General features: G+C 75.6%; 1 protein-coding gene. It reads left to right on the top strand.

The genetic code is table 11. The annotated features are described in order from the left end of the window. The first annotated feature begins 5 nt into the window (after window positions 1-5). Entirely contained in the window at window positions 6-20,843 is a 20,838-nt protein-coding gene (locus tag NZH93_RS42275; RefSeq protein WP_259628966.1) for a type I polyketide synthase, read from the top strand. Window positions 20,844-20,850: the final 7 nt, after the last annotated feature.

Raw genomic sequence — 20,850 nt, 5'->3', positions numbered from 1 at the left:
CTCCCGTGAACGAGACCAAGCTCCGCGACTACCTCAAGCGCGTGACGGCGGACCTCCAACGCACGAAGGCCCGCCTGAAGGAGGTCGAGGAGGGCGGCGGCGAGCCGATCGCGATCGTGGCGATGGGCTGCCGCTACCCCGGCGGGGTGACCAGCCCCGAGGAGCTGTGGGACCTGGTCGCGGGCGAGGTCGACGCCATCACCCCGTTCCCGGCCGAACGCGGCTGGGACATCCAGGGCACCGGCGCCTTCGTCGACGACGTCGCCGGGTTCGACGCGGACCTGTTCGGCATCTCCCCGCACGAGGCGCTCGCGATGGACCCGCAGCAGCGGCTGCTCCTGGAGACCGCGTGGGAGGTGTTCGAGCGGGCCGGGATCGACCCGACCTCGCTCAAGACCAGCAAGACCGGCGTGTTCGCGGGCGTGCAGTACCAGGACTACGCGTCCCGGCCGCTGGCCGTGTCCGACGAGGTCCGGCCCTACCTGGGGCAGGGCAGTTCGGACAACATCGTGTCCGGCCGCGTGGCCTACGCGTTCGGGCTGGAGGGCCCGGCCGTCTCGATCGACACCGCGTGCTCGTCGTCGCTGGTCGGCATCCACCTGGCCGGGCAGTCGCTGCGGTCGGGGGAGTGCGACCTCGCGCTGGCGGGCGGAGTCATGGTGATGTCCACCGACGCCGCGTTCGCCGAGATGGCCGTGCAGGGCGGGTTGGCCGCCGACGGCCGCTGCAAGTCGTTCTCCTCCGGCGCGGACGGCACCGGCTGGGGCGAGGGCGTCGGCCTGCTCCTGCTGGAACGGCTGTCCGACGCGCGCCGCCACGGGCACCCGGTGCTCGCGGTGATCCGCGGGTCCGCGGTCAACCAGGACGGCGCCAGCAGCAGGCTCACCGCGCCGAACGGCCCCGCGCAGCAGCGGCTCATCCGCACCGCGCTGGCCGGAGCCGGGCTCGCGCCGTCCGAGGTGGACGTCGTGGAGGCCCACGGCACCGGCACCCCGCTCGGCGACCCGATCGAGGCGCAGGCGCTGATCGCGACCTACGGCCAGGAGCGGGACCGGCCGCTGCTGCTGGGCTCGCTGAAGTCGAACATCGCGCACACCCAGGCCGCGGCCGGGGTCGGCGGGGTGATCAAGATGGTGCTCGCCATGCGGGCCGGGATCGTGCCCGCGACCCTGCACGTCGACGAGCCGACGCCCGCGGTGGACTGGTCGGACGGCACCGTGCGGCTGGTGACGTCGGCCGAGGAGTGGCCGGACACCGGTCGGCCGCGCCGGTCCGCCGTGTCGTCGTTCGGCGTGAGCGGCACGAACAGCCACGTCATCCTGGAACAGGCGCCGGACGACGAGGTCGCGCCCGTCGACGGTGTGTCCGGTTCGCCGGTCGCGTGGGTGCTGTCCGGTCGCACCGAAGCCGCCCTGCGCGGCCAGGCCGGACGGCTGGCGGAGTTCCTCGCCGACCAGGCCGACGTGCGGCCCGTGGACGTCGCCCACTCGCTGGCTACCACCCGTGCCGCGTTGGAGCACCGCGCCGTCGTGGTCGGCTCCGACCGGGCCGAGCTGCTGGCCAAGCTGACCGACCTGGCCGCCGACTCGCCGTCCGCCGACGCCGTGCGCGGGGTGACCGCGGGCGACGCCCCGGACGTCCTGTTCGCCTTCCCCGGCCAGGGGACGCAGTGGGCGGGCATGGCGGTCGAACTGCTCGACACGACCCCGGTGTTCCGCGACCGCCTGCTGGAGTGCGCCGACGCGCTCGCCCCGCACGTGGACTGGTCGCCGGTCGACGTGCTGCGCGGCGAAGGTCCCGGCCTGGAGCGGGTGGACGTCGTGCAGCCGGTGCTGTTCGCCGTCATGGTGTCGCTGGCCGCGCTGTGGGAGTCCGCCGGGATCACCCCGGCGGCCGTGATCGGCCACTCGCAGGGCGAGATCGCCGCCGCCGTGGTGGCGGGAGCGCTGTCGCTCGAAGACGGTGCGCGCGTGGTCGCCCTGCGCAGCCAGGCGCTGCGGGCGTTGAGCGGCGCGGGCGGCATGATGTCCGTCGCCCTGCCCGCCGCCGAACTCCGGCTGACCGGCGACCTCTCCCTCGCGGCGGTGAACGGGCCGTCGTCGGTGGTCGTGTCCGGAGACCCGGCCGCGCTCGTGGCGCTGCGCGACGACCTGCACGGCAGGGACGTCCGGGCGACCATCCTGCCGGTCGACTACGCGTCGCACTCCGCGCACGTCGAGCGGATCGAGCAGGACCTGCTCTCCGCGCTGGACGGCGTCTCGCCGGTGTCCTCGGACATCGCGTTCTACTCGTCGGTGACCGGCGGCCTGCTCGACACCGCCGGGCTCGACGCCGCCTACTGGTACCGCAACCTGCGCCGGACCGTGGAGTTCGAGCAGGCCACCCGTGCCGCGCTGGCCGACGGCCACGGCGTCGTGCTGGAGGTCGGGCCGCACCCGGTGCTCACCAACGCGGTGCAGGAGACCGCCTACACGGCCGGGTCGACCGTGGTGGCCCTCGGGTCGCTGCGCCGCGACGACGGCGGCCCCACCCGCGTGCTCACCACGCTGGGCGAGCTGCACGCGGCGGGCGTGGTCGTGGACTGGACCGCGGTGAACGCCCCGAACACGCCCCGCGTGGTCCCGCTGCCGACCTACGCCTTCCAGCGCAAGCACTACTGGCTGGAGACCGCGACCACGACCGGTGACCTGCGCGCCGCCGGACTGGGCACCCCGGACCACCCGCTGCTCGGCGCCGTCGTGTCCGTGGCCGACGGCGACGGCGTGCTGTTCACCGGGCGGCTGTCCCGCCGCACGCACCCGTGGCTGGCCGACCACGCCGTCGGCGACGCGGTCCTCCTGCCGGGGGCCGCGCTGCTGGAACTCGCCATCCGCGCGGGTGACCAGGTCGGCTGCGGCCGGGTCGAGGAACTGACCCTGGAAGCGCCGCTGCTGCTGCCGGACGACGGGCCGGTGACGATCCAGGTCGCCGTCGGCACGCCCGACGAGCAGGGCCGCCGTCCGCTGACCGTGTTCGGCCGCACCGGGGACGACGACTGGACCCGGCACGCGGGCGGTGTCCTCGCGCCGACCCCGGCACCCGCGCCCGCCACCGCGACGGCCTGGCCGCCCGCCGGGGCCGAGCCGATCGACGTGTCCACCCTCTACGACGACTTCGCGGGCGTGGGCTTCCACTACGGGCCCGCGTTCCAGGGCCTGCGGGCCGCGTGGCGGCTGGGCGCGGAGGTGTTCGCCGAGGTCGAGCTGCCCGAGGACCACCGCGGCACGGCCACCGCCTACGGCCTGCACCCGCTGCTGCTCGACGCCTCGCTGCACGCCTCCGGCGCCGGGACGACCCCCGCGGGCTGGCTGCCGTTCTCCTGGTCCGGTGTCACGCTGCACGCCTCGGGCGCCGCCGCCCTGCGGATGCGGCTCACCCCGGCCGGGCCGTACGGCTTCGCCCTGGAAGCCCGCGACGCGGCGGGCGCGCCGGTGCTGACCGTCGACTCGCTGCTGCTCCGACCGACCCCGGCGGGCGGTCTGAAGACCGGCCGCGACCCGGTGCGCGACGCCCTGTTCCGACTCGACTGGGTGCGGCAGCCGGGCACCGCCCCGGCGGCCGACTGGGCCGAGTTCCCGGACGTGGCACCGGTCGTGGTCGCCCGAATCGGCCGGCCGGACTCGACCGACATCGCCGCCGCCACTCACGAGGCCGTCGAGTCCGTTCTAGAACTCGTTCAGGCATGGCTGGCCGACCAGCGGTTCCGCGACTCCCGACTCGTGGTCGTCACCCACCGGGCCGTCGCCGCGCACGACGACGAGGACGTGCTCGACCTGCCCGCCGCGGCGGCGCGCGGTCTCGTCCGCTCCGCCCAGTCCGAGCACCCGGACCGGTTCGGCCTGCTCGACCTCGACGACGACACCGCTCTGGCACTCGGACTCGGCGCGCTCGGCCCCGACGAGGACCAAGTTGCCGTGCGCGGGGGAGAAGTCCTCGTACCGCGCCTGACCAGGACCCCGGCGGGCACGCGTGCCGCGTGGGACCCGGAGGGCACGGTCCTGATCACCGGCGGCACGGGTGTCCTCGGCGGTCTCGTGGCCCGCCACCTGGTGGTCGAGCACGGCGTCCGCCACCTCGTCCTGGTCGGACGCGGCGGCGGCGCGGCCGATCTGGTCGCCGAACTGGCCGAGCACGGCGCCACCGCGACCGCCGTGGCCTGCGACGTCACCGACCGGGACGCCCTCGCCGTCCTGATCGCCGAACACCCGCCGACCGCCGTCGTGCACGCGGCGGGCGTGCTGGACGACGGCGTGGTCACCTCGCTCACCGCCGACCGGCTCGGGCCCGTGCTGCGGCCGAAGGTCGACGCCCTGGCCCACCTGCACGAGCTGACCCGCGACCTGGACCTGTCGGCGTTCGTGCTGTTCTCCTCCGGCGCGGGCGTGCTCGGCGGCGCGGGCCAAGGCGCCTACGCCGCCGCCAACGCCTTCGTCGACGCGTTCGCCCAGCACCGCCGCGCCCGCGGTCTGCCGGCGGTATCGGTGGCGTGGGGGCTGTGGGCGACCCGCACCGGCCTCACCGGCCACCTCGACGACGCCGACCTGCGCCGGATCGCCGCGTCCGGCCTGCCCGCGCTGCCCACCGACCTCGGCCTCGCGCTGTTCGACGCCGTCCTGGACGGACCGGCGTTCGTGGCCGCGATGCCGGTGGACGTGGCCGCGCTGCGCGACCAGCCCGTCGCGCCGGTCCTGCGGGCCCTGGTCCGCACGCCGGTCCGCCGTCCACTCGCCGCGCTGGCGGGCGACAGCGCGTCCGGTCTGGTGCGCGAGCTGTCCGCGCTGCCCGTCGACGGCCGGGTCCGGCGGCTCACCGAGACCCTCCGCGGGCACGTCGCCGCCGTGCTCGGCCACGGTTCGGCGGACGACGTCGACGCCCGCCGAGCGTTCCGCGACCTGGGCTTCGACTCGCTGGCCGCCGTGGCGCTGCGCAACCGGCTGGTGGCCGCCACCGGCCTGCGGCTGCCCGCGACGCTCGTGTTCGACCACCCGTCCCCGGCCGAACTCGCCGTCCACCTGCTGGAGCGGCTGTTCGAGGACTCGGCGGACTTCCCCGCTGGTCCGACCACGGTCGTCCCGATCTCCCCCGTGGCGGCCGTCGACGGCGACCCGATCGTCGTGGTCGCGATGAGCTGCCGCCTGCCCGGCGGCGCCGACACACCCGAACGCCTGTGGGGCCTGCTGTCCGGCGAGACCGACGCCGTCACGGAGTTCCCGCGCGACCGCGGCTGGGACGTCGACGGCCTCTACCACCCCGACCCCGACCACCCCGGCACGACCTACACCCGTGAGGGCGGGTTCCTGGTCGACCCGGCCGACTTCGACCCCGCGTTCTTCGGCATCTCCCCGCGCGAGGCCATGGCCACCGACCCGCAACACCGGCTGCTGCTGGAGGTCGCGTGGGAGGCGTTCGAACGCGGCGGCATCGACCCGGACTCGCTGCGCGGCACCGACACCGGCGTGTTCGCCGGGGTCATGTCCAACGACTACACCCTCCGCCTGGACACGATCCCCGAGGAGGCCGTGGACTTCGTTGGCCTCGGCAACTCGCCCAGCGTGCTGTCCGGGCGCGTCTCCTACACGTTCGGGTTCCAGGGCCCCGCCATCACCGTGGACACGGCGTGCTCGTCGTCGCTGGTGGCGATCCACCTCGCCGCCCAGTCGCTGCGCAACGGCGAGTGCTCGCTGGCCGTCGCGGGCGGCGTCACCGTCATGTCGACGCCGCTGCTGTTCGTGGACTCCAGCCGCACGCGGGGCCTGGCGCCCAACGGTCGGAGCAAGTCGTTCGCGGCGGCGGCCGACGGCGTCGGCATGGCCGAGGGCGCGGGCGTCGTGCTGCTGGAACGCCTGTCCGACGCGGTCCGCCGCGGCCACCCGGTGCTGGCGGTGCTGCGCGGCAGCGCGGTGAACCAGGACGGCGCGTCCAACGGGCTCGCCGCCCCCAACGGCGCCGCGCAGCGCCGGGTCATCCAGCAGGCGCTGGCCGCGTCCGGACTGTCGGCGGGCGATGTGGACGCGGTCGAGGCGCACGGCACCGGCACCCGGCTCGGTGACCCGATCGAGGCGAGCGCGCTGCTGGCGACCTACGGTCGCGGTCGCACGGGTGACCCGCTGTGGCTGGGGTCGGTCAAGTCGAACATCGGCCACGCCCAGGCCGCGGCGGGCGTGGCGGGCGTGATCAAGATGGTGCTCGCCCTCCAGCACGCGACGCTGCCGCGGACCCTGCACGTCGACGCCCCGACGCCTGAGGTGGACTGGGCGTCCGGGTCGGTGGAGCTGCTGACCGAGGCCCGCGACTGGTCGCCGAACGGGCGGCCCCGCCGGGCGGGCGTGTCGTCGTTCGGCGTGAGCGGCACCAACGCGCACGTGATCATCGAGGAGTTCCCCGAGCCCGCCCGAGTCCCGTCCGCGGCTCCGGACCTGCTCGCGTTCCCCCTGTCCGCCCGCACCCCCGACGCACTGCTGGCGCAGGCCGACGCCCTGCGCCAGCACGTCGAGCAGCACCCTGACCTGGTTCCGGCGGACGTCGCGTTCACCCTCACGACCGGCCGGGCGCTGTTCGCCCACCGCGCCGTGGTCGTCGGCGCGGACCGGGACGACCTGCTGCGCGGACTCGCCGAGGTCACCGACCACGGCCCCGCCGCCGCGGCGGGCAAGCCGGTGTTCGTGTTCCCCGGCCAGGGCTCCGAGTGGGTCGGCATGGGCCGTGACCTGGCCGCGGCGCACCCGGTGTTCGCGGCCAGGCTGCGCGAGTGCGACGCGGCGTTCCGCCCGCACACCGGCTGGTCGGTGCTCGACGTGCTCGACGAGGTCGAGGGCGCCCCGAAGCTCGACCACACCACGGTCGTGCAGCCGGTGCTGTTCTCGGTGATGGTGTCGCTGGCCGCGCTGTGGCGCTCCTGCGGTGTCGAACCGGCGGCCGTGGTCGGCCACTCACAGGGTGAGGTCGCCGCGGCCGTGGTCGCGGGCGCGCTGCCGCTGGCCGACGCCGCCCGGATGCTCGTGCTCCGCAGCACGCTGCTCGCGGCGGAACTGGTCGGCAAGGGCGTCATCGCCGTCGTCGCGCTGCCCGCCGAGCGGGTGCGCGCCGACCTGGCGCCCTGGGGCGACCGGGTCGTGGTGTCCGGCGTCAACGGCCCGACCGCCACGTCCGTCTCCGGCGAGACCGAGGCGGTCACCGCGCTGGTCGCGGGCTGGAAGGCCGCGGGGGAGCGGGCCAGGGTCGTCCCGGCCAGCGGCGCCACCCACAGCCCGCAGGTCGAACCGGTGCGCGGACCGCTGCTGAACGCCCTGTCGGCACTGCGCCCGGCCGACGGTGACGTGCGGTTCTACTCCACGGTGACCACCGAGCCGACGCCCGGCACCGCGCTGGACGCCGACTACTGGTTCGAGAACGCCCGCCGCCCGGTCGACTTCGTCGGCACCGTCCGACGGGTGCTGGCCGACGGGCACGACCTGTTCATCGAGTGCAGCCCGCACCCCGCGCTGGTCTCGGCGCTCGTCGAGATCGCCGAGGACGCGGGAGGCGACGCGGTCGCCGTCGGCTCGCTGCGCCGCGACGACGGCGGCGCGGACCGGATCCTCAAGTCGCTGGCTGAGCTGCACGTGCGGCGCGGCCCGGTGGACTGGACGCGGCTCCTCACCGGTGGCCGTCACGTCGAGCTGCCGACCTACCCGTTCCAGCGGAGGCGCTACTGGCTGGAGTCCGCCCGCACCTCGGGCGACGTCCGCTCGGTGGGGCAGGCCACCGCCGACCACCCGCTGCTCGGCGCGGTCCTCGCGCTGGCCGAGCAGGACGGCCTCCTGCTCACCGGACGGCTGTCCACCGGCACCCACGGGTGGCTGGCCGACCACGCGCTCGGCGGCACGGTGCTGCTGCCCGGCACCGCGTTCCTGGAACTGGCCGTCCGCGCCGGTGACCAGGTCGGCTGCGGCCGGATCGACGAGCTCGTGCTGGAGGCGCCGCTGCTGCTGCCCGAGCGCGGCGGCATGGCCGTGCAGGTCGTGGCCGGGGCCCCGGACGACACGGGCGCGCGCACGGTCCACGTCCACGCCCGCCCCGACGACGCGTCCGACGACCTGCCGTGGACCCGGTACGCGTCCGGCGTCCTGGTCCCCGACGAGCCCACCCCGGCGGTCCCGTTCGGCGCGTGGCCGCCACCGGGCGCCGAGCCGGTGGACGTGGCCGCGCACTACGCCCGCGCCGAGGGCACCGACCACGCCTACGGGCCCGCCTTCCGCGGGCTGCGGGCGGCGTGGCGGTCCGGTGGCGAGGTGTTCGCCGAGGTCGCGCTGCCCGACGGCCTGGTCGGCGAGGCCGGTGAGTTCGGCCTGCACCCGGCGCTGCTGGACGCCGCCGTGCAGGCGACCGCGTTCGGTGACTTCTTCGACGGCGACGACCGGTTCCGGCTGCCGTTCTCCTGGTCCGGGGTGTCCCTGCACGCCGCTGGTGCGACGGTGCTGCGGGTGCGCGTCCGCGCCGCGGGCTCCGAGGCCGTGTCCATCGAGGCCGTGGACGAGTCCGGCGCGCCCGTCGTGTCGGTCGACTCGCTGGTGGCCCGGCCGTTCTCGGCCGATCAGCTCGCGGTGGGCGGGTCGGTGGTGCGGGACTCGCTGTTCCGCGTCGAGTGGTCGCCGGTCGCCGTCGAGGACACCCGGTCGGTCGTGGTCGTGGGTGCCGGACTCGTCGTGCCCGGAGTGCGGCGGTGCGCCGACCTGGACGAGGTCGTGGAGGTGCCCGAGGTCGTCCTGCTGGCCCCGACCACCGGCGACCTGCGCGACCAGCTCGGTCGGGTGCTCGGCGCGGTGCGGGCGTGGCTGGCCGACGACCGGTTCGCCGCGTCCCGGCTGGTCGTGGTGACCCGCCGGGCCGTGGCCACCGCCGAGGGCGCCGACGTCGACGTGGACCAGGCCCCGCTGTGGGGGCTGGTGCGGTCGGCGCAGTCGGAGCACCCCGGCCGGTTCGGGCTGCTCGACGTCGACTCCGCGGAGGTGCCCGCCGCGGTGGCGGGCTCGGCGGAACCCCAGGTCGCGCTCCGCGGTGGCACGGCGCTCGTGCCGCGGCTGGTCCGCGCGACGGCGGGCGGTCGGCTCGTGCCACCGGGACAGCGGCGGAGCTGGCGGGTCGAGCACACGGGCCGCGGCACCCTGGAGAGCCTGGCCGTCACCGCGCAGCCGGAGGTCCCGCCCGGCGAGGGCGAGGTGCGGATCTCGGTGCGCGCGGCGGGCGTGAACTTCCGCGACGCCCTCAACGCGCTGGGCATGATGCCCGCCGAGGCCGCGGGACCGCTCGGCGTGGAGGGCTCGGGCGTGGTCGTCGAGACCGGTCCTGGCGTCACGGACCTGGCTCCCGGAGACCGGGTTTTCGGCATTTTCCACGCCTACGGCACCACAGGTGTGGTGGATCGGCGGCTGGTCGCGCCGATGCCGGAGCACTGGTCGTTCGAGCAAGCCGCGACGGTGCCCGCCGTGTTCCTCACCGCCTACTACGGCCTCGTCGACGTCGCCGGTCTGCGGGCGGGCGAGTCGGTGCTGGTGCACGCCGCCGCGGGTGGGGTCGGCATGGCCGCCGTCCAGCTCGCCCGGCACCTCGGTGCCGAGGTCTACGGCACGGCGAGCCCCGCCAAGTGGACCGCGACCGGCCTGGACGAGACGCGCCTGGCGTCCTCGCGGACCCTGGAGTTCGAGCCGCGGTTCCTGGACGCCACCGCCGGTCGCGGAGTGGACGTCGTGCTCAACGCGCTGGCCGGTGACTTCGTGGACGCGTCGCTGCGGCTGCTGCCGCGCGGCGGCCGGTTCGTCGAGCTGGGCATGACCGACGTCCGCGACGCCGCCGAGGTCGCCCAGACCCACCCCGGCGTCCGGTACCGCGGGTTCGGGCTCAGCGAGGCCGGGCCCGAACGGACCCAGGAGATGCTGCGGGACCTGCTCGCGCTGTTCGAGTCGGGCGCGCTCCGGCCGTTGCCGCTGCGGACCTGGGACATCACCCGGCTGCTCGAGGCGCTGCGGCACATCGGGCAGGCCAAGCACGTCGGCAAGGTGGCCGTGCGGCTGCCGCGACCGTGGGACCCCGAGGGCTCGGTGCTCGTCACCGGCGCCACCGGAGCGCTCGCCGGGCTGGTCGCCCGGCACCTGGTCGCCGAGCGCGGCGTGCGGCACCTCGTGCTGCTCTCGCGCACCGCGACCGCCGCGACCGAGCTGCGGGACGACCTGGTCGCGCTGGGCGCGGACGTCGTGCTCGCGGACTGCGACGTGGCCGACCGCGACGCGCTCGCCCGCGTGCTGGCCGCCGTCGAACGCCCGCTGACCGCCGTGGTGCACACCGCCGCCGTCCTCGACGACGGGCTCATCGATGACCTCACCCCGGAGCGGCTGGACGTCGCCCTGCGGGCGAAGGCCGACGGCGCCCGGCACCTGCACGACCTCACCGCGCACCTGGACCTGGCCGCGTTCGTGCTGTTCTCCTCCGGGGCGTCGGTGTTCGGCAGCCCCGGCCAGGCCAACTACGCGGCGGCCAACGCGTTCCTCGACGGCCTCGCCCAGCACCGCCGGGCCCGCGGCCTGCCCGCGCGCTCGATCGCCTGGGGGCTGTGGCGCGACAGCGGCGGTGCGTCCGGCCTCGACCGGATGCACCGCTCCGGCGTCGGAGCCCTGTCCACGGCCGACGCGCTCGCCCTGTTCGACGCCGAACTCGACGAGGCGCTGGTCGTCGCCGTCGCGCTGGACACCTCCGGCCGCGCCGAAGCCGACGTGCCGCCGCTGCTGCGCGGCCTGGTCACCGCGAAGCGCCGCCGCAGCACCGGGGCCGCCGCGTCCGACCTGCCCGCGTTCGCGCGGAAGCTCGCCGCACTGACCACGCCGGAGGCCGACCGGCTGCTGACCGACCTGGTCCGGACGACCGTGGCCGTCGTGCTGGGCCACCCCTCGGCCGACACCGTGCCCGCCGACACGGCATTCCGGGACCTCGGCGTCGACTCGCTGACCGCCGTGGAGCTGCGCAACCGCCTGGCCACCGCCACCGGTCTGCGGCTGCCCGCCACGCTGGTGTTCGACCACCCTTCGGCGATCCGGCTGGCCACCCACCTGCGCACCACCGCGCTGGGCGCGGCCGAGCGCGTGACGACTCCGGTGGCCCCCGTCGTGACCGGCGACGACCCGGTCGTCATCGTCGGCATGGGCTGCCGGTTCCCCGGCGGTGTCAGCACCCCCGCCGAGCTGTGGGACCTCCTGCGCGCCGGGGCCGACGCGGTCGGCCCGCCGCCCGCCGACCGCGGCTGGGACCTCGCCGCGCTCTACGCGGGCTCCGACCTGGTGGCCGACCACCAGGTCGCCGAAGGCGCCTTCCTGGCGGACGCGGCGGGCTTCGACGCGGACTTCTTCGGCATCTCGCCGCGCGAGGCGCTGGCGATGGACCCGCAGCAGCGGCTGCTGCTGGAGACGTCGTGGGAGGCGCTGGAGCGCGCGGGCATCGACCCGGCTGGCCTGCGCGGCTCGTCGACCGGCGTGTTCATCGGTCTGAGCAGCCACGACTACCTGATGCTGGTGGCCCGCTCGGACGAGGCCGCCGCCGGGTTCGTCGCCACCGGCAACTCCGGCAGCGTCGCGTCCGGCCGCATCTCCTACGCGCTCGGGTTCGAGGGCCCGGCGGTCACCGTGGACACGGCGTGCTCGTCGTCTCTAGTGGCGATCCACCTCGCCGCCCAAGCGCTGCGCAACGGTGAGTGCACGCTCGCCGTCGCCGGTGGCTCGACGGTCCTGGCCGCCCCCGACGGGCTGCTGGAGTTCGGCCAGAAGGGCGGTCTCGCCGCCGACGGCCGGAGCAAGGCGTTCAGCGACCGGGCGGACGGCTTCGGCGTCGCCGAGGGCGTCGGCGTGGTCCTGCTGCAACGCCTCTCCGACGCCCGCCGCCTGGGCCACCAGGTGCTGGCGGTCGTGCGCGGCAGCGCGGTCAACCAGGACGGCGCGTCCAATGGGCTGACCGCGCCGAACGGGCCGTCGCAGGAACGCGTGATCCGGCAGGCGCTGGCCGCCTCCGGGCTGTCGGCGAGCGATGTGGACGCCGTGGAGGCGCACGGCACCGGCACCCGGCTCGGCGACCCGATCGAGGCGGGCGCGCTGCTGGCCACCTATGGCCAGGACCGCGTGGGCGACCCGCTGTGGCTGGGGTCGGTCAAGTCGAACATCGGCCACACCCAGGCCGCCGCGGGGGTCGCGGGCGTGCTCAAGGTGGTGCTCGCCCTGCGGCACGGGGAACTGCCGCGCACGCTGCACGTGGACGAGCCGTCCTCCGAGGTGGACTGGTCGGCGGGCGCGGTGTCGCTGCTGGCCGAGCCGGTGGCGTGGCCGCGCACGGACCGGCCGCGACGGGCGGGCGTGTCGTCGTTCGGGATCAGCGGCACCAACGCGCACGTGATCATCGAGGAACCACCGGCCGCCGACGAACCCGCCGCCGTGACCGGCGTGCTGCCGTGGGTGCTGTCCGCCCGCAGCGCCTACGGTCTGCGGGCGCAGGCGCGGAACCTGGCCGACTGGTCCGGCGACGCGAGCACCGCCGACATCGGCCTCTCGCTGGCGGCCGGGCGGACGGCGTTCGCGCACCGCGCGGTCGTGGTCGGCCGCGACCGGGACGAGCTGCTGGCCGGGATCGAGTCGATCGCCGCGGGTGGCCTCGGGACGGGCGTGGTGAGCGGCACGGCCAGGACCGACGGCCGGGTGGTGTTCGTGTTCCCCGGTCAGGGGTCGCAGTGGGTCGGCATGGGTGTCGAGCTGCTGGAGACCTCGGCCGTGTTCGCGGAGCGGATGGCCGAGTGCGAACAGGCGCTGTCGCCGTTCGTGGACTGGTCGCTGCGCGAGGCGTTGGCGGATGAAGCCCTGTTGCTGCGGGTGGACGTCGTGCAGCCGGTGTTGTGGGCGGTGATGGTGTCGCTGGCCGGGGTCTGGCGTTCGGTCGGGGTCGAACCGTCCGTTGTCGTGGGGCATTCGCAGGGCGAGATCGCGGCGGCCGTGGTGGCGGGTGCGTTGTCGCTGGAGGACGGTGCTCGGGTCGTCGCGTTGCGCAGCAAGGCGATCGGTCGGCTGGCCGGGCGAGGCGGGATGGTGTCGGTCTCGGCGTCGGTCGCCGAGGTCGAGGCGCTGCTCGCCGAAGGCGTGTCGATCGCGGCGGTCAACGGGCCGACGTCCGTCGTGGTGTCCGGCGAGACGGCCGCGTTGGACGAGTTCGTCGCCCGCTGCGGCTCGGCGAGGGTGCGGCGGATCGCGGTGGACTACGCCTCCCACTCGGTCATGGTGGAGGAGATCCGCGACGAGCTGGCCGACCTGCTGCGGGACGTGGCGCCACGGGTGCCGACGGTCGCGTGGCGCTCGACGGTGACCGGCGACTGGGTGCGGGACGCGACCGCCGACGGCGACTACTGGTACCGCAACCTGCGGGAACAGGTGCGGCTCGACCACGTCGTGCAGAGCCTGGTCGGTGACGGGTTCGGCGTGTTCGTCGAGCCGAGCCCGCACCCGGTGCTGGTGTCCGGCATCGAGGAGACCGCGTTCGGGCTGGGCCGCGAGGTCGCGGTGACCGGCACGCTCCGCCGTGACGAGGGCGGCCGGGACCGGCTGCTGGAAGCCGCCGCGCGGGCCTGGGCGCACGGCGTCGCCGTGGACTGGACGAGCGTGTTCGGCGGCCTCGGCAGGCGCGTCGAGCTGCCCACCTACCCGTTCGAGCACAAGCACTTCTGGCTGCGCACCACCCCCGTGGCCGACCCGGTCGACGACGCGTTCTGGCACGCCGTCGACCGCGAGGACCTCGACGCGCTGACCGACACCCTCGACACCTCCGCCGACACGTTCGCCCCAGCGCTGAAGGCGCTGTCGACGTGGCGCAGGCGGACCAGGCAGTCGTCGATCGTCGACGGCTGGCGCTACCGCGAGGCGTGGCGCCCGCTGCCCGCGCGGCCGACCGCCCCCGTCACCGGCACGTGGCTGGTCGTCGTGCCCGCCGGGGTGGACGCCTCCTGGACGCTCGACGCCTTCGACACCCCCGTGGTCGTCGAGGTCGACGGCTTCCCGGACCGGGCCGCGCTGGCAGGCCTGCTGACGATCGCGGCGGACGAGCCGGTGGCGGGCGTGCTCTCGCTGCTCGCGTTCACCGACGGCCACCACCCCGAGCACCCGGCGCTGCCGTCCGGGCTCGCGCTGACCACCCTCCTGCTGCAAGCACTCCTGGACGCCGGCGTCGAAGGCCCGCTGTGGACGGTCACCCGGAACGCCGTGGCGCAGGGTTCGGAGGACGTCGACCCGGCCGCTGCCGCCGTGTGGGGCATCGGTCGCGTCGCCGCGCTGGAGCACCCGCGGTCGTGGGGCGGACTGGTCGACGTGCCCGCCGACTGCGCTCCCGCGCTCCTCGCCCAAGCCCTCACCGCGGGCGACGAAGACCAGGTGGCCGTGCGTGAGCGGGGTGTCCTGGTCCGCCGGCTGGTGCGGGCGTCGGCCACCTCCACGAAGCGGCGGACGTGGCGCCCGACCGGCACGGTGCTGGTCACCGGCGGCACCGGCGCGGTCGGCCCGCACGTCGTGCGCTGGCTGGCGGCCGTGGGCGCGGTCCACGTCGTGCTGCCCAGCCGTCGCGGGACGGAACTCGACCTCGACCTGCCCGGCGTGCGGCTCACCGCCGCCGTCTGCGACGTCGCCGACCCGGTCGCCGTGGCCGCGCTGGTGCGCCGCCTGGCGGACGAGGGCACGCCGGTCCGCGCGGTCGTGCACGCCGCCGCCGCGATGGAACTGGGGTCGCTGGCCACCACACCGCTCGGCGACCTCGCCCGCGTCTTCGACGCCAAGGCCAGGGGCGCCGAGCACCTCGCCGCCGCGCTCGCGGACACCGACCTCGACGCGTTCGTGCTGTTCTCGTCCATCGCGGGCGTGTGGGGCAGCGGCGACCACGGCGCGTACGCCGCCGCCAACGCCTACCTGGACGCGTTCGCCCAACACCGCCGGGCCCGAGGCCTGGCGGCCACGTCCATCGCCTGGGGCGTGTGGGACTCGCCGGGCTTCACCGACGACCTCGTCCTGCCGGGCGGCCTGGACCTGGCCCGCCTGCGCGGACGTGGCCTGCCGTTCCTCGACCCCGAGGTCGCCGTGAGCGCGCTGCGGCGGTGCCTGGACGACGACGAGACCGTGCTTGCGGTCGCGGACGTGGACTGGTCGCGGTTCGCCGACGTGTTCACCTCCGCCCGCCCGGCCCCGCTGTTCGCCGAGATCCCGGAGGTCTCGGCGGAGGACCCCGCGCCGCCGGTCGGCGAGTCCGACCTGGTCCGCCGCCTCGCCGGGGTGAGCACCGCCGAGGCCGACCGCGTGCTGCACGACCTCGTCCGAGCCCAGGCCGCCGAGGTGCTCGGCCACGTCGACGGCGACCTCGACCCGTCCCGCGCGTTCCGCGACCTCGGGTTCGAGTCGCTCACCGCCGTTGACCTGCGCAACCGGCTCGCCGCGCTCACCGGGCTCCGGCTGCCCGCCGCCGTGGTGTTCGACTACCCCACGGTCCACGAACTGGCCCGCCACCTGCGTGAACTGCTGCTCGGCGAGCAGGGGGCGACCGAGGAGCAGGCCGCCCCGATCGCCGTGGACGAGCCGATCGCGATCGTCGGGATCAGCGGCCGGTTCCCCGGCGGTGTCCGCACGCCCGACGACCTGTGGGCCGTGCTGGCCGAGGGCCGCGACGTGATCACCGACTGGCCGACGGACCGCGGCTGGGCGCTCGACGGCCTGCACGACCCGGAACCCGCGGTGCCGGGCAAGTCGTCCACCAACCGCGGTGGGTTCCTGCGCGACGCGGGCGACTTCGACGCGGACTTCTTCGGCATCTCGCCGCGCGAGGCCCTGGCCATGGACCCGCAGCAGCGGCTGCTGCTGGAAACGTCGTGGGAGGTCATCGAGAGCGCGGGCATCGACCCGGCGTCCTGCCGGGGCACGCGGACCGGCGTGTTCGTCGGCTGCGCGGTCAACGGCTACACCCCGCGCCCCGGCTCCGACGAGGTGGACAGCCACTCCGTGACCGGCGGCTCCGGCAGCGTCGCGTCCGGCCGCGTCTCCTACGCGCTCGGGCTCGAAGGTCCGGCCATGACGATCGACACCGCGTGCTCGTCGTCGCTGGTCGCCATCCACCTGGCCGCCCAGTCGCTGCGAGGCGGCGAGTGCACCCTCGCGCTCGCGGGCGGCGTCACGATCATGGCGAACCCGGCCGGGTTCGTCGGCTTCAGCCAGACGCGCGGGCTCGCGCCGGACGGCGTGTGCAAGCCGTTCGCCAGTGCCGCCGACGGCATGAGCATGTCCGAGGGCGTCGGGATGGTGCTGCTCGAACGCCTCTCCGACGCCCAGCGGCTCGGGCACCGGGTCCTGGCCGTGGTGCGGGGGTCCGCGGTGAACTCCGACGGTGCGTCCAACGGCCTGACCGCGCCCAGCGGGCTCGCGCAGCGCCGGGTCATCGGCCAGGCGCTGGCCGCGGCCGGGCTGAGCGCGGACGACGTGGACGCGGTCGAGGCGCACGGCACCGGCACGACACTGGGCGACCCGATCGAGGCGGACGCGCTCCTCGCCGCCTACGGCCGGGACCGCGCCGGCGACCCGCTGTGGCTGGGGTCGGTGAAGTCGAACATCGGCCACGCGCAGCTCGCGGCCGGTGTGGCGGGCGTGCTGAAGGTGGTGCTGTCCCTGAAGCACGGCGTCCTGCCGCGCACGCTGCACGTGGACGAGCCGACGTCCGAGGTGGACTGGTCGGCGGGCGCGGTGTCGCTGCTGACCGAGCCGGTGGCCTGGCCGCGGTCGGGGCGTCCGCGCCGGGCGGGCGTGTCGGCGTTCGGCATCAGCGGGACGAACGCGCACCTCATCATCGAGGAGGCTCCTGCCGTCGAGGAGGAGCCCGCCGCTCCGGTGCCCGCCGTGGTGCCGTGGGTGCTGTCCGCCAAGACCGCTCCCGCCCTGCGCGCGCAGGCGGCCCGGCTCGCCGCGCTCGACGACGCGGACCCCGCCGGTGTCGGCCTGGCCCTCGCCGGACGGACGGCGTTCGCCCACCGGGCCGTGGTGGTCGGGGGTGACCTGCCTGCCGGGATCGAGTCGATCGCCGCGGGTGGTCTCGGGGCGGGCGTGGTGAGCGGTTCGGTGAAGTCCGACGGCCGGGTGGTGTTCGTGTTCCCCGGTCAGGGTTCGCAATGGGTCGGCATGGGGGTTGAACTGCTGGCGTCCTCGCCGGTGTTCGCGGAGCGGATGGGCGAGTGCGAGGAGGCTTTGCGGCCGTTCGTGGACTGGTCTTTGCGTGAGGCGTTGGCGGATGAAGCCCTGTTGTTGAGGGTGGATGTCGTGCAGCCGGTGCTGTGGGCGGTGATGGTGTCGCTGGCCGCGGTCTGGCGTTCGGCGGGTGTCGAGCCGTCGGCCGTGGTGGGTCATTCGCAGGGTGAGATCGCGGCGGCCGTGGTGGCGGGTGCGTTGTCCCTTGAGGACGGTGCTCGGGTCGTCGCGTTGCGGAGCAAGGCGATCGGCAAGTTGGCCGGTCGTGGCGGCATGGTGTCGGTGGCCGCCCCGCTGGCCGAGGTCGAGGCGCTCCTGGGTGACGGGGTGTCGATCGCGGCGGTCAACGGGCCGACCTCCGTCGTGGTGTCCGGCGAGACGGCCGCGCTGGAGGAGTTCGTCGCCCGGTGCGGCTCGACGAGGGTCCGGCGGATCGCGGTGGACTACGCCTCGCACTCCGCCGTGGTGGAGGAGATCCGCGACGAGCTGGCGGACCTGCTGCGGGACGTGGAGCCGCTCGTGCCCGGCGTCCCCTGGCGCTCGACGGTGTCCGGCGACTGGGTGCGCGATGCCGTCGCCGACGGCGACTACTGGTTCCGGAACCTGCGGGAACGGGTTCGGCTGGCCGACGCCGTGGACGCGCTGATCGGTGACGGGTACGGCGTGTTCGTCGAACCGAGCCCGCACCCGGTCCTGGTGCCCGGCATCGAGGAGACCGCGTTCGGGCTGGGCCGCGAGGTCGCGGTGACCGGCACCCTCCGGCGTGACGAAGGCGGACTGGCGCGCGTGCTCGAATCCTTCGCCCGCGCGTGGGTCGGCGGTGTCGCCGTGGCGTGGACGCGCCTGTCCGGCGGCACCCGGATCGACCTGCCCACCTACCCGTTCCAGCACGAGCGGTACTGGCCCGACGGACCCACCACGACCACCGGTGACGTGTCCGGGGCCGGACTGGTCGACCTGGCCCACCCGCTGCTCGGCGCGGGCGTGTCCCTGGCGGGCGGTGACTCCCACCTGGTCACCGCGCGGCTGTCGCTGGCCGCGCAGCCGTGGCTCGCCGACCACGTCCTGCTGGGCGCGGCCGTCGTGCCCGGCGCGGCGCTGGCGGAGATCGCGATCCGGGTCGGCGACCAGGTCGGGTGCCCGCACGTCGAGGAGCTGACCTTGCAGGCGCCCGTGGTGGTGCCGGAATCCGGTGGGCTCACCCTCCAGGTGCAGGTGGACGAACCCGCCCTCGACGGCACCCGGCAGGCGCGGATCTACTCCCGGACCGGCCACGACGGCCCGTGGCAGCCGCACGCCACGTGCGTGCTGTCGGCGGCGGAACCCCCGCTGCCCGACGGGTTCCGCGCGCTGGAGGGGCAGTGGCCACCGGCCGGTGCGTCCACCGTGGACACCGGTCGGCTGTACGACGACTTCGCCGCCGCCGGGTACGACTACGGGCCCCTGTTCCGCGGGCTGACCGCGGCGTGGCGCCGGGGCGACGAGGTGTTCGCCGAGGTGACCCTGCCCGGTGAGCACGGCACGTTCGGCATCCACCCCGCGCTGCTCGACGCCGCCCTGCACGCGTCCTGGCTGGACGCGGCCGGGTCCGGCGGCACCGCGGTGTCGATGCCGTTCTCTTGGACCGGCCTGCGGCTGCACTCGGCCGCCGCGACCACCGTGCGGGTCCGGCTCACGCCGTCGGACGGTGGCGGCACGCAGGTCCTCCTGGCCGACCCGACGGGCGCTCCGGTGGCCTCGGTGGACTCGCTGGTCGCCCGGCCCCTGCCCGACTCGCGGTCCACGTCCGTCCAGGACGCCCTGTTCGTCCTCGACTGGCCCGAGGTGGCGCCCGCGCAGGCGTCCCCCGAACCCGTCGTGGCCCGCTTCGACCCCGCCGACACCGACGTGCGCGCGGCCGTCCTCCGCGCGCTGGACGTGGTCCGGGCCCGGTTGGAGCGGGACGAGACCGAGGAGCGGCCCCTCGTGGTCGTGACCCGGCGGGCCGTCGGCCTCGACGACGAGGACGTGCTCGACCTGGCGGGCGCCGCCGTCTGGGGTCTGGTCCGCACCGCGCAGGCCGAGCACCCCGGCCGGTTCGTGCTCGCCGACACCGACGGGCTGCCCGCGTCCAAAGCCGCTCTCGCCGCCGCCGTGGCCACCGGGGAACCCCAATTCGCCCTGCGCGACGGCAAGGTCCGCGTGCCGCGGCTGGCCAGGGCCGGAGGAGCGGTCGACACCGAGCCGCCGTGGCTCCCCGACGGCACGGTGCTGGTCACCGGCGCGGCCGGCGTGCTCGGCGGCGCGGTCAGCAGGCACCTGGTCACGGCGTGCGGGGTCCGCTCCCTGCTGCTGGTCGGTCGCCGGGGCGCACCGGACGGCCTGGTCGACGACCTGGTCGCGCTCGGCGCCGAGGTCACGTTCGCCGCGTGCGACGTCGCCGACCGGCAGGCGCTGGCCGACGTCCTCGCGGCCGTTCCCGACGACCGCCCGCTGGCCGGGGTGGTGCACTGCGCCGGCGTTACCGACGACGCCCCGGTCACCGACCTCACCGCCGACCAGCTCGACGCCGTGCTGCGCCCCAAGGTCGACGGCGCGCTGAACCTGCACGAGCTGACCGCGCACCTCCCGCTGCCGGTGTTCGCGCTGTTCTCCTCGGCGTCGGGCACCACCGGTTCGCTCGGTCAGGCGGGCTACACCGCGGCCAACGCGTTCCTCGACGCGCTGGCCAGGCGCCGCCGTGCCGGAGGCCAACCCGCGCAGTCGCTCGGGTGGGGCCTGTGGACCCGCCGGGGCGCGATGACCGGTGGCCTCGGTGAGGCCCAGGTCGCCCGTGGGCACCGCGACGGCGTCGGTGAGCTGTCCGACGCCGAAGGGCTCGCCCTGTTCGACGCGGCGCTCGCCCGACCCGAGCGGGCTCTGCTGCTGCCGCTGCGGATCGACCTGCGCGGTGTCCGGCCCGGTGACGAGCCGCCGCTGCTGCGCGGACTCGTGACCGGACGCCGCACCCGCAGGACCGCGTCGGCCGCGACCCCGACCGACGGGGGAGCCGATCTGCGGCGACGGTTGGCGGCGCTCGACGCCGAGGGCCGCGAGCTGCTGCTGGACGAGCTGGTGCGGACCCAGGTGGCGGCCGTGCTCGGCCACACCGGACCGTCCGCGGTCGACCCCGACCGGGCGTTCGGCGAGACCGGGTTCGACTCGATCACCGCGGTGGAGCTGCGCAACCGGCTCGGCGCGGTGACCGGGCTGCGGCTCCCGCCGACGCTGGTGTTCGACCACCCGACGCCCGCCGCGGTGGCGGCCCACCTCGCCGTCCGACTCGCGCCCGCCGCGCCGGTCGCGGTGGCGGAACCGGTGGTCACCGTCGGCGACGGCGAGGTCCGGGACCTGCTCCGCACGATCCCGGTGGAGCGCCTGCGTGCCGCCGGTCTGCTGGACGGCCTCCTGCGGCTCGCGGAGCCGGTGTCGGACACCGCCCCGAGGGACCTCAGCGAGATGGACGCCGACGAACTGGTCCGGATGGCCATGGGCGGCTCCGGTCTCCCCGACGACGAATGACGGAGCG

The sequence above is a fragment of the Umezawaea endophytica genome (genome assembly GCF_025061645.1).
GTDB classification, from domain to species: Bacteria; Actinomycetota; Actinomycetes; order Mycobacteriales; family Pseudonocardiaceae; genus Umezawaea; species Umezawaea endophytica.
This window is presented reverse-complemented; position numbering and strand designations above follow the sequence as displayed.